This window comes from Vibrio sp. 10N.247.310.23, assembly GCF_041467155.1.
Lineage (GTDB): Bacteria > Pseudomonadota > Gammaproteobacteria > Enterobacterales > Vibrionaceae > Vibrio > Vibrio crassostreae_C.
This window is the reverse complement of record NZ_JBFSTZ010000025.1, coordinates 1-12,630: the sequence shown is the minus strand read 5'-3', so window position 1 is coordinate 12,630 and position 12,630 is coordinate 1. Positions and strand designations below refer to the sequence as shown.

The 12,630-nt window shown below is 45.9% G+C and carries 8 protein-coding genes; 3 read left to right on the top strand and 5 right to left on the bottom strand.

The annotated features are described in order from the left end of the window. Window positions 1-373 precede the first annotated feature (373 nt). Window positions 374-1,378 (top strand): catabolite repressor/activator, encoded by a 1,005-nt coding sequence (gene cra, locus AB6D93_RS17810; RefSeq protein WP_017067037.1) that lies wholly within the window; start codon window positions 374-376, stop codon window positions 1,376-1,378. A 33-nt stretch (window positions 1,379-1,411) separates the two neighbouring features. On the opposite strand, the gene AB6D93_RS17805 is transcribed toward cra, so the two are convergent. The 4 genes from AB6D93_RS17805 to nirB all read right to left on the bottom strand — a co-directional run bounded on the left by AB6D93_RS17805 (window position 1,412) and on the right by nirB (window position 7,969). Further along, window positions 1,412-3,202 carry a bifunctional protein-serine/threonine kinase/phosphatase gene (locus AB6D93_RS17805; RefSeq protein ID WP_102332903.1) on the bottom strand — a complete coding sequence of 597 codons (1,791 nt, stop codon included), beginning with the start codon at window positions 3,200-3,202 and terminating at the stop codon, window positions 1,412-1,414. Between the two features lie 168 nt (window positions 3,203-3,370). Next, window positions 3,371-4,840 carry a NarK family nitrate/nitrite MFS transporter gene (locus AB6D93_RS17800; RefSeq protein ID WP_017102036.1) on the bottom strand — a complete coding sequence of 490 codons (1,470 nt, stop codon included), beginning with the start codon at window positions 4,838-4,840 and terminating at the stop codon, window positions 3,371-3,373. 143 nt (window positions 4,841-4,983) lie between these two features. Next, complete coding sequence (nirD, locus tag AB6D93_RS17795) at window positions 4,984-5,328, bottom strand: nitrite reductase small subunit NirD (protein WP_012600889.1); 345 nt, start codon at window positions 5,326-5,328, stop codon at window positions 4,984-4,986. 58 nt (window positions 5,329-5,386) lie between these two features. Continuing rightward, window positions 5,387-7,969 (bottom strand): nitrite reductase large subunit NirB, encoded by a 2,583-nt coding sequence (gene nirB / locus AB6D93_RS17790; RefSeq protein ID WP_102332902.1) that lies wholly within the window; start codon window positions 7,967-7,969, stop codon window positions 5,387-5,389. Between the two features lie 472 nt (window positions 7,970-8,441). Between nirB and AB6D93_RS17785 the strand changes: the two genes are divergently transcribed. Together AB6D93_RS17785 and AB6D93_RS17780 are read left to right on the top strand one after the other, a co-directional pair. Next, window positions 8,442-11,039: a molybdopterin oxidoreductase family protein gene (locus AB6D93_RS17785; RefSeq protein ID WP_102332900.1), complete on the top strand. Its 2,598-nt coding sequence runs from the start codon at window positions 8,442-8,444 to the stop codon at window positions 11,037-11,039. Window positions 11,040-11,447: 408 nt separating this feature from the next. Beyond that, window positions 11,448-11,951 (top strand): hypothetical protein, encoded by a 504-nt coding sequence (locus AB6D93_RS17780; RefSeq protein WP_017064753.1) that lies wholly within the window; start codon window positions 11,448-11,450, stop codon window positions 11,949-11,951. A 362-nt stretch (window positions 11,952-12,313) separates the two neighbouring features. On the opposite strand, the gene AB6D93_RS17775 is transcribed toward AB6D93_RS17780, so the two are convergent. Beyond that, window positions 12,314-12,630: transposase (locus AB6D93_RS17775; RefSeq protein ID WP_372159182.1), on the bottom strand; the 317-nt coding region annotated here is incomplete at its 5' end.

Below are 12,630 nucleotides of genomic sequence, written 5' to 3'. Positions count from 1 at the left end.
GCGTATCGCTTGAGAATTTGTGTATCGCTACGATTCAGTCTAGAGCAAGGTTTATGGAGCTTAACTCGTTGCTTAACTCTTTGTTTTACTTTGGCTGAATCGGTTCATCATTCAGTGTAAAAAAATTCAGCAAAGCCGATTTTGGTTTTCAAAATAGTTTTGCTGCGTGTCGTAATTTCAGTTTCGTTAACAACAAGAAGCTGAATCACGACAAATGACGCTCAATCCATTCAAAAAGATGATTGAAGTCACTTTTCAGATTTTGCTGAATCCTTTCAGCTTTTATACTGAATCGATTCAGCATATAATTCAACTAATCCAAGGATCAGAAGATTGGTTATATGATCCTACGCACAAAATACAGGTCACCCATATGACACTAGATGAGATTGCCAAACTAGCCGGTGTGTCGAAAACCACAGCCAGCTATGTGATTAATGGCAAGGCGCAGAAATACAGAATCAGTGAAAAGACACAGCAGAAAGTCATGGCAGTGGTGGAAGAGTATAACTACCGACCAGACCATGCTGCTTCGTCGCTGCGCGCTGGTAATAGCCGTTCATTTGGTTTGATTATTCCCGATCTGGAAAACAGCAGTTACGCGCGTTTAGCAAAATTGATAGAGCAGAACTCACGTAAAGTGGGCTATCAGATTTTGATTGGCTGTTCAGATGATGACGCTGAAACCGAGCGAAAGGTCGCTGAAGCTTTGGTCAGTCGTCGTATTGATGCTTTGCTGGTGGCGAGCTCAATGCCAGACGCCAACGAGTTCTACTTGAAACTGCAAAACTCAGGTACCCCAGTAATTGCGATTGACCGTCCGTTAGACGATGAGCACTTTGCTTGCGTGATCAGTGAAGATTTCGAGGCTGCATTTGAACTGACCCACTCGATTCTCGATGACAGCATTCATAGTGTTGGCTTGATCGGTGCGTTACCTGACCTGAACATTTCACGTGAACGTCAGCTGGGTTTTGAAGCGGCGAATAAAGCACATACTCAACAAACAAGGCTAGCAGAAAACAAGCCGATGGTAGTGGGTTATGGAGAACACTTTGATAGAGAATCAGGGCGCGAGGTTTTTGAAGACTGGATAGCTAAAGGCACGGTGCCTGATGCGATTGTGACTATGTCTTACACTTTGTTAGAGGGTGTGTTGGATGTGATGGTTGAAAAGCCAGAGCTGATTAATCAAGTAAAACTGGCAACCTTTGGTGATAACCGACTGCTCGACTTCTTGCCTTTTAAAGTCCATTCACTGCCTCAGCAGTTTGAAGTAATTGCCGACAGCGCTTTTGCTTTGGCGCTGAATGCATCGGCTAAGCGTTACCAAGCTGGCATTGAACTCGTGCCAAGAAGCTTAGTGAAACGAGGCTAAACGCGGTTATATTAGGCTAATTCGTAAACGTATCTAGCTTGGGTTTAACAATAACCCCAGTTCTACGACCGCAACAATGCCGAGCAACAAAGCCAACACTTTCCAAAACTGGATCGGGTTTCGGTTTATCAAAGGTTGCTTGGCTTTGCTTTTCACCAAGCTTTGGTTTGGTGTGTAAAGGTCAGCGACAAAATCCCCCAACACTTGATGACGTTCGCTTGGTGATTCCGCGCAGGCTTTTTGTAATACCAAATCCACCCAGCTTGGTAAGTCAGCTCGTTTCTGTGTGATGGGTTGGTATTCCCATTGATGGTGACGAGATTGCTTAAGCGATTGTGCGGTCATTTCAGAGTAGGGTAATTCACCGGTTAGCATCTCATAGCCGATTACAGCGATAGAGAACAGATCAGAGCTGGTGGTCGCGCTGTTGTGCTTGATGGTCTCGGGTGCAATGTAATTGACCGCGCCTAATGGTGTGTCGTCCTTGTCAGTGAGCTCTCCCTCTTCAAGGCCTCTCACTAATACCGCACCAAGGTCGATGATTTTTACCTCACCATCACGTTGAATCATGATGTTCTCGGGCTTTAAGTCTCGGTGCACCATGTCTGCACGTTGTAATACTCGAATGCCTTGAGTGATCTTTTCTAATATGTCGCGCACTTCATTGAGTGACGGTTTTGGGTTGTCGTACATCCATTGTCTTAGGGTGATACCTTCTACCCATTCGCAGATTTGGTATAAGAATTGCGAGTTCTCTGGCGTCGGGTAAACCTTCATTACTCTCTTGTTTTTTAACAAGATCCCCGCCCATTGTTCATTAAAGAAAGCTCTGAGTTGCGAAGGGCTATCGTGATATTGAACGGAAGGGACTTTCAGCACGAACTCGGTTTGTGTCTCTTTCTGCATCACACGATACACATGGCTTCTTGAACCTGCATACAACACCTCAAGTACCATGAAGTTGTCGATACTTTGCCCGAGCTTTAAAGCGGGTGGGATTGCCCGTTTAGCCAGCTTCTCATGGAATTCAATCAGCGAAGGTTTAGGCAGATGGCTGACTTGCACAATCAAGCAGCTCACGTTGTCTGAGCTATTGTGGCTTAAAGCGGTGTTACAGATGGTTTGCGCTGCGTATTCGAAATCCGCTCCGGGTTTATCGATGTGTTCTTTGAAGGTGTTGGGAGAGACAAACTCGTGCACGCCATCAGATGTCAGGATAAAGCAGTCGTTTTTCTTGATAGGCAGGGTTTGATAGTCAACGTTGAGTTGGTTGTCCATGCCTAAGGCGCGTGTAAGATAATGCTTCTGTCCCATATTTTTACGCGTGTGGTCGCGGGTCAGTTGGCGTAATTCTCCATCTCTGAGTAAGTAAATGCGGCTGTCGCCAACGTGGAATATATGTGCGGTGTTTGATTTTAATATCACGCTGCTGAACGTCGAAACGAGGGCATTGTGGTTCACTTGTTGTGCGGGATGAATATTAGAAACAGACGTGTTGAAGAGCCAAGAATTGAGGGACGTTAAGACCTTTTGCGCCGAACGTTGAATGCTCCAGCTTTGGGGAGTTGCGTAATAGTCGTCGATAAACTGCATCACGCTGGTGTGACTGGCTTTCTGGCCGTATTCACTGCAACTTGCCCCGTCTGCAATACAGGCAACACTGCCTTTCAACTCTTGCTCTGCGCGAGTTTTAGGGTGTTTTACAATGATGGCATCTTGGTTTTCATCACGTACGCCTTGATTCGAATAACCACCAAACTTAAGCGTTAACTGGTTGTTGGATTCTGGCGTGATGACTTGCCCTTGGCTGAATGAAATTGTCATAACTTGTCTTCTTCTTAACTGCTCTTCTTCCTGCTTCCTTGACAGAACATCCTAGGAAGAACAAAAGCCCTAGTGAACTTAGAGCCTTTGAACGAAGCACCTAGCATTGATGTATCCGCTAAGGTGCCTCTCCCGATTCAATAATATCAATGCTTATTAGTACAGACCCTAGCTTGAAACATTAATCAGCGTGACACTGCCGTCGTCGTTTACTTCGGCGATTTGACCGTTAGGCTCTTCCATGAACAGCAGAGTCACAAAGCCAAGTACCGCTGTTGCAGCAATCACTAAGAAGAATGTTTGGTAGCTCACGAATGACAACACAGTTAGGTAAACTACCGCACCCACGTTGCCGTAAGCACCCGTCATACCAGCAATTTGACCTGTCATACGACGCTTGATTAGAGGAACCGTTGCGAATACCGCACCTTCACCCGCTTGCACGAAGAAAGAACACGCCATCGCCGCGACAACTGCTAGCCATACAGGCCATGTGCTGTCGACTTGACCCATTGCGAAGTAACCCACCGCAAGGCCAATCGTTAGAATAAGCAGTGTTGGTTTACGACCGAATTTATCTGAAATCCAACCACCACCTGGGCGAGACATTAGGTTCATAAAGGCATAAGCCGATGCAACCATACCTGCAAGAACCGGTGTTAATTCAAAGGTTTCAGAGAAGAACAGTGGCAGCATAGAAACCACAGCCAGTTCAGAACCAAATGTCGCGAAGTACAATACGTTAAGTACCGCAACTTGCTTGAACTTGTATTGGTGAATCTCTGGTACTTCTTCTTTAAATACGTTCTTGTTTACTTTCCAAACTTGCGACACTTCGTACACGTAAAGCGCAGCCAAACCTGCATACACAGAGTAAACCGCCATGTCAGACAGCATGTTGATGTTGCTTGGTGATAGCTTCCAAGTCAGTAGCGCTAAAGCGGCATACATAGGGATCTTCATAATAAGTAGGAAGAAAAAGTCACCCTTTGATGTCACTTCCATTGCTGTTACTTGAGCAGGCTTGAAGTAAGTCGAACCTTTTGGTGTATCTGACACGTTTTTGTAGAAGATAAACGAGAACGCTAAGCTCATTACGCCGGTAATACCGACCGCATAACGCCAGCCGTCTTCACCACCAAACGCTAAAGCCAGAGTTGGAAGCGTGAATGCTGCCGCTGCTGAACCGAAGTTACCCCAGCCGCCGTAAATACCTTCTGCCGTACCCAGTTCATTGTGTGGGAACCACTCAGACACTAGACGAATACCGACAACGAAGCCTGCACCGATGAAGCCTAATAGGAAACGAGCAATCGCCGCTTGAATAAAAGAGTCTGCCATAGCAAACATAAAACAAGGGATTGAACAGACCGCGAGTAGCGAAGAGTAGACCAATCTTGGGCCGTATCGGTCGGTTAACATACCAATGGCGACACGCGCCGGAATGGTCAATGCAACGTTGAGAATAAGCAGTGTTTTGATCTCTTCAGTAGAAAGACCAAGTGAGGTTTTCACCATTTGCAGTAGTGGGGCAAAGTTGAACCACACAACAAAGGTGATAAAAAAGGCCATCCAACTTAGGTGTAAGGTTTTCATCTTACCCGTAAATGAAAGCAGCGAAAATTTAGTGTTATCCATGGTTTAAATCCTTTAAATCTGGAAAATTACCCGGTTTGTGCACCTGCGTTACTTCCGAACTTAGAACGCTTTTAATGTGCATAAACCCTGTGCCGAAATTGCGCACGCTAATAAGCGTTTGCATGATGGTGTCGGCGGTTTAGTTAACTGGCGATAGCAAGTGGTGCGAGAACTTGAACTTGTTCTCCTTGTTTGCGAACTTCAAATTTCACGAGCTTGAGCTCAGGCTGTTCAAGACATTCGCCAGTTTCTAAGTGGTAATGCTGCTTGTATAAGGGTGAGGCCACGTAAGGTTCTCCGCTTAATGAACCAATTATACCACGTGACATCACATTCGCCTTGCCGATAGGGTCGTAATTAGAGAGCCCATAAAGCGTGTCGCTGCGCTTGCAGTAAAAAATAGCCACTTGGTTATCGTCTACTTTGGCGCAAATTCCCCCGTTTGGGGTTAGATCGCTGGTGCTGCATACGGTTGTCCAATTTTCCATGACTTTCTCCTAGTCTAAAATTGAGTTTTTATTTTTTTATTGATGAACCTGATGAAATTTATGAAACCTCAGTCACTTCGATTTGGTCTGCTTTAGCGAGCTTTTCATCGCGTTTTGAATCGGAAGAAGAGCTCAAGCTCGGCTTAGGAAAACGCTGCTCTCGTTCTTTGATGAATGACAGGCTAGTGTCCATTTCTTCGCTGTTGATGTAGTGCTGGAAGCGTTTCATCTTTTCAGGGTTTTCGATGGTGGTTTTCCACTCACACTGGTATTTTTCGATGTTGAGGGCGATATCGGCCTCAAGTTCTTCAGCAACGTTGAGCTTGTCTTCAATCACGACTTGCTTGAGGTATTCGATGCCGCCTTCAAGGTTCTCCATCCATACCGATGTACGCTGTAAGCGGTCTGCGGTACGTGTGTAGAACATCAAAACGCGGTCGATGTATTTAAGGAGTGTGGTTTCATCAAGGTCGGTAGCGAAAAGGTCACCATGGCGAGGGCGCATACCGCCGTTACCACAGATGTAGAGGTTCCAACCTTTGTCGGTGGCGATAATGCCAAAATCTTTTGATTGGGCTTCTGCACATTCACGAGTACAGCCTGAAACCGCAAACTTGATCTTGTGTGGTGAACGCAGGCCTTTGTAGCGGTTCTCAAGTCGAATCGCTAAGCCAACACTGTCGTCGACACCGTATCGACACCAAGTGCTACCTACACAAGATTTCACGGTACGAACCGATTTACCGTAGGCGTGGCCAGTTTCAAAACCTGCATCAATCAGCTTTTTCCAGATGATAGGCAGTTCGTTAAGCTGTGCGCCAAACAAGTCGACACGCTGACCGCCCGTGATTTTGGTGTAGAGGTCGAACTCTTTAGCGACTTCACCAAGCACGATCAATTTATCTGGAGTAATTTCACCGCCAGCGATACGCGGAACCACCGAGTAAGTGCCGTCTTTTTGCATGTTGCCAAGGTAGATGTCGTTGGTGTCTTGCAGCTCGATATGTTGATCTTCAAGGATGTAATCGTTCCAGTACGAAGCCAGAATCGAACCGACAGCCGGTTTACACACAGTACAGCCTAATCCGTTGCCGTGAGAATCTAACAGCTCGTCGAAGGTCTTGATTTTGTTGACACGGATGATGTCGGTAAGCTCTTGGCGAGAATAAGCAAAGTGCTCACAGATATCGTTAGAGACTTCTACACCTAGGTTACTTAGCTCGCTATCGAGAACCTGTTTCGCAAGGGCAGAACAACCGCCACAACCTGTTGAAGCATTAGTGGTTTCTTTCAGTGCAGCCATCGTGGTGCAGCCAGCAGAAACCGCCTCTTTAATGTCGCCTTTGGTTACATCAAAACATGAACAGATCACTGCGCTGTCTGGCAGAGCTTCAACACCCATTGCCGAGCCAGAATCATCGGCCACGTTAGGTAAAATCAATACCGATGGGTTTTCAGGAAGGGGCATATCGTTTTGCTTGATTTGCAGTAGCGTACCGTAGGCTTCTGCATCACCGACCAATACGGCACCGACAATCTTTGTGCCGTCTGCCGAGATGATCAGGCGCTTATAAACTTGTTCAATTTCATCGTTGTAGGTATACGATTGAGCGCCTTCCGTCTTGCCGTGTACTTCGCCAATACTGGCCACATCGACGCCAAGCAGTTTGAGTTTGGTGCTCATGTCTGCGCCCGTAAATGCAGCGTCGTCAGTACCGTCAGAGACAATATGCGAAGCCGCGATTTTCGCCATTGAATAACCGGGAGCCACTAAGCCGAAGATCTTGTTATCCCAAAGCGCACATTCTCCAATGGCGTAAACGTTGTCGATATTGGTTTGACAGTGATTGTTGATCACAATACCGCCACGCTCGCCAATCTCGACATCAGAGCTTCTTGCTAGCTCATCTTGAGGGCGAATACCGGCAGAGAATACGATCATATCGGTTTCTAAGTGGGTGCCGTCTGCGAAGTTCATGCGGTAGCGAGCGTTTTCTCCGTCGACTATTTCAGAGGTCGCTTTCTCGGTATGAACTTGCACACCAAGGTCTTCAATCTTTCTGCGCAGTAGGGCGCCGCCACCGTCATCTAACTGAACGGCCATCAGGCGTGGAGCAAATTCAACCACATGGGTTTCTAAGCCAAGGTTTTTGACTGCGTTTGCGGCCTCTAAGCCAAGCAGACCACCACCAATCACCACGCCAGATTTGCTGCCTTTGCTTGAAAGCTCGATGGCGTCTAAGTCTTCGATGGTGCGATAAACGTGACAGTGTTCTTGGTCGTTACCGGGAATAGGGGGAACAAAAGGGAAAGAGCCCGTCGCCAAGATTAGCTTGTCGTAACTTTCAACGTGACCACTTTCAGTGATGACTTGTTGATTGGCGGTGTCTAGCTTGGCAACCTTCTGATTCAACAAGTAGTTCACGCCGTTGCTTTGGTAATATTCTTCACTGGTCAATGACAGGTCATCAGCGCTTTTACCATTAAAGTAAGCCGTTAGCTGAACACGGTCGTAGGCCAGCCTTGGCTCTTCACTAAAAGTAATCACATCAAACTCATCACTCTCTGATTGCAGGATGTTGTCGATAAATTTGTGTCCAACCATGCCGTTACCAACAACGACGATTTTCTTCTTGCTCATAATCCATTCCTTATTCTCGGCGTCACCATCACTAGCATCTAATTTCTAGTAGTTAGCAGATGAATACCGGGTTGAGATTCCACTCAATTCATAATCATCAAGAAAAACAAAAATGTTTTTTCTAAGTCTTGGTTTTTAGTGGAGCAAGGAGGATGCCAGATTACGGTTCGTTCATTTAAATAAAAATTAACTTATAATTTTCAGTGGTTTAAAAAATAGAGGTAGCACGCAATTACCCCTAAAGTGGTATGTAAAATTTTTGTTAGATTTATATAAATGAGCGTTTGTGGTGCAACTTTCTGCAAAATGGTGCAAAAATTAAGTTTTTATCTTGGCTAAGTTCTGTTTGGTTCGTTGTTGATATTTGTGTTTTTATTAAGTTGTTGTTTTTAGATGAAATTATTTGCTATTCATCAGCTGATATTAAGTGGCGTGTTATTTGCTTATTTTTAGTTATTACAATTATGGATAATTGAGTGAGAAACGGATGACCGATTCAAACAGCGGCTGGATAAAATCGACCTGTGCTTATTGTGGTGTAGGGTGTGGAATAGAAGCGAGACCGACATCGTTAGGAAAACTAGAAGTGCGTGGTGATAAAGATCATCCATCAAACTATGGAAAGCTATGCACTAAAGGGATTGCGCTCGGCGACACCGTCACGCCTTTAGGTCGTCTTACACAGCCTGCTCATATTCAGAATGAGCAAAAACAAGAGCTAGATTGGAACAGTGCCACTCAGTTGGTCGCAGACAAATTCAATCAAACCATCGAAGAATATGGGGCCGATTCGGTTGCGTTCTATGTATCTGGTCAGCTGCTTACCGAAGACTACTATGTTGCCAATAAACTGATGAAAGGCTTCATTGGTAGTGGCAACATCGACAGTAACTCTAGGTTGTGTATGGCTTCAACCGTGGTCGGGCATAAGCGAGCATTTGGCGCAGACACAGTACCGGTGTGCTACGAAGATCTCGAGCAAGCCGAACTCGTCGTGATTACAGGCTCCAACCTAGCATGGTGTCACCCGGTACTTTTCCAAAGATTAAGAGCCGCGAAACAAGCCAACCCTGCATTGAAAGTTATCGTCATCGACCCGCGTTATACCGATACCTGTGAAATCGCAGACATTCACTTGGCATTGGAATCAGGCTCAGACGTCGCATTGTTCAATGGTTTATTGGGTTACCTCGATGATAACGACAAGCTAGATGCAGACTACATAGAAAACCACACCCAAGGCTTTACTGAATCGATTCGATCTGCGACTCACTACCGTTATACAGAGTCAGGTTATATCGAATCAGGCTGGGGCGACAAAAGTGTTCCTGAACTTACAGGGTTAACAGAGCAGCAGCTAAAACAGTTCTACAGTTTGTTTGCATCGAACGAGAAGGTGCTGACTATTTACTCCCAAGGCGTGAACCAATCGACACAAGGGTGCGATAAGGTAAACGCCATTATTAACTGCCATTTAGCCACCGGGAAAATTGGCAAGCCGGGTATGGGGCCATTCTCTGTAACGGGCCAGCCGAACGCGATGGGCGGACGTGAGGTGGGCGGTTTAGCCAATACCTTAGCGGCGCACTTTGAATTTGGTGACCCGCAATCACACCAAACGGTGAGCGAGTTCTGGCAAACCGACAGCTTAGCCACACATGCGGGTTTAAAAGCGATTGATCTGTTTGATGCCATGAATGAAGGCAAAATCAAAGCCGTGTGGATCATGGCAACCAACCCAGTCGTAAGCCTGCCTGATAGCGAAAAAATCAAAGCCGCATTAGAGAAGTGCCCGTTTGTGGTGGTGTCTGATTGTATTGCCGATACTGAAACCACTCGCTTGGCCGATGTAGTGCTACCCGCGCAAGGGTGGAGCGAAAAGTCGGGCACCGTGACTAACTCTGAACGCCGAATTTCACGCCAGCGCCGCGTGTTACCAAGCCCAGGGGAAGCCAAACCCGATTGGTGGATTCTAAAAGAAGTCGCACAAAAAATGGGATTCAAAGAGCAATTCGAGTTCCGCCATGAAGGTGAGATCTTTAAAGAGTATTGCGAGATGACAGCGCTCGGCAATGAAACAGGTAAAGCGCGTGACTTGTGCTTAATTGGACTCACGCAACTGGATGAAAAAGGCTATGGCGAACTCACTCCACAGCAATGGCCAGTACTTGAGTATCAACCTGAGATCATCGAACAGCGCATGTTCACCAATGGTGAGTTCTTTACCGAATCAGGCAAAGCGCAGTTTATTGCAGTTGAGCACGACAAACCGATTGCCGATACCAGCCTTGAATTCCCACTTATCATGAACACAGGCCGAATCCGAGACCAATGGCACACCATGAGCCGCACAGGCTTGGCGGCAGGTTTAGGTGAGCATACCCCTGAGCCTTTTGTTGCGATGCACCCAGATACCGTTTCAGAACTGAACTTGGATGAGTTTGGGCTAGATGCTTTCAACCACGCGACTATTAACCCTGTGGTGAAAGTGCGCAGCGCACAAGGGGAGTGCCAAGCGCGCTTAGTGGTGACCAAAGAGATGCGCCGTGAACAAGTCTTCATGCCTATCCACTGGAACGCACCCACCGCCAAAGACAGCAAACCATGCGAACTAATCTTGCCTCATACCGATGCCGCATCAGGTCAGCCAGAATTCAAACATACCCCAGTGATGGTTGAACCGTGTGGCTATCACAGCGAAGCCGCACTGGTCAGTGACAAGGTGATGGATTGCAGCGGCTTTGATTATTGGGTTCGCCAAAGAGTAGAGGGCGGTTTTCTGTATCGAATATCTTCCTCTAAGAACCCAATGGAGTTGGTGATTCAGCTTGCTAATACCCTCGATGCCTTGCCAGAACCTAACGCAGAAGCGATCAAATCACTCCATTACCACGGCAATAAATCATTCAAGAACTACGGCTCTGCCAAGCTGGGTCAGTCTGGCGTAAAGCAAGCTTTCGTGGTGAACAGTAAGCTTGACCATCAAAGCATCGATTGGCTGGTGGAATGTCTAACCCGAGAAGCCGATGAAGAGTTCGAAGCCGAGTTTTTGAGTACCATGGCGAAGTAGTTACTACCTCTAACCTATTAATACCAAGAGTTAAGCGCCGACAATTACGTCGGCGTTTTTGTTTGAAAACACGATATTCAAAGATATGACTATTCATTATCGAGCTGCGGTTTACTCACATATTGGGGAGTTTTCTGCATTTTGCAGAAACTATATGGAAAATTTCTGCTTTTCGTCATGTTTGATACGAAGATAAGTAGGTAAGATAATGTTATTAAATGAGTTATTAGACTAAGTGTAGTGTGTCTTGGAAACTAGACAGAATTGTTTCGGGGACAAAATGCAGAATTATTCTGTCTAATATAGCTGTTAACTGTGCTTTGAGTCACGAACAAATACTATGAGCTTTATCATCCCATTTTCATATGCAAAAGTGTGAAGTGTTAGTTTTGTTTAAAGAGATCAAGGATGAAAAAGAGTGTGTTATTAGTGCCTATTCTGGGTGCCTTTTTAACTGGTTGTGCAAATAAATATGTATCACCAACAAATACTGGTAATTTGACCCAACTTAGTCTTCAAGCGGAAGGGGATGGAGCGTCGCTAGCTGGAATACAGATTAGGTTTTGGCATGTAGAGAATGCAGGCAAATGTGACATGTGGGAAATTGAAGGTGACAGAACTCTGATGCATACAATTGAAATCGGCGGATTTTCAATGTTTGGTAATGAACAGTCAAAAACATTACCAATTGTTGCCGGGAATAAATCACACTTTTTGGTAACAGCTACTTCCGGAAGTCTTATGTGTGGGGTCATTTCTGATTTTGTTCCAAAAGAAGATGAATCGTATATTTTGAAGTTTGATGGTGTGCTACAAGCTTTGAGTAAGTCACAGTGTAGTGTTGAGCTAACTACCAGTGACCACAACCCTGTTGAGTCGTTTAACTCTCAACTCTGCTTTAAGCCACATTGACCGCACAGTTAACAAAGCATTTAAGAGTGATTCGCAACGCTTGGCAGTTTCGCTTCGCTCAAGTATAGCCAAGCGCTGCTCACACCTTAATGCGGCTACATGGATTCCCCCGGTTGTCAAACATCCGCTAAACTTATGTTGACGGGTTTTGGACTGCCACTCTACATTCGGCCTACTTATCGACGATTCGCATACGTCGTGGCCCTGATGACTTTGCGCGACTGCGGTGCCTTATTCGTTAGATGACATCTAGTGTGTCCGCCGCATTAACAGGCTCTCCGCAAGTGGTCTTAACCTATCTCCATCATTAGCGTCTGCAATGACCCGGTGGGTTTAACTCTTTATGTTGCTTAGCTTTTTACTTAAGCAGCATAGTTTTTATATTCTGTTTGATTGTGTAAAAGCGACCATATAATTCGTGCGTTTTTCGCAGCAAGTGCCACTATTGCTCGGTTCATTCCTCTCCGTTCTAGAACGCCTCGACACCACTGACTTAGCTTATCTTGCTTGTCGCCAAGGTTGGCAATCACGGTCCTTGCTCCGTGAACTAATAGTGTTCGTAAGTATTTATCGCCGTGTTTGGTTATCCGACCTAAGCGTGGCTTTCCTCCCGTCGAATATTGTTTTGGTACGAGTCCTAGCCAAGCAGAGAAATCACGGCTTTTATCAAATTGAGAAC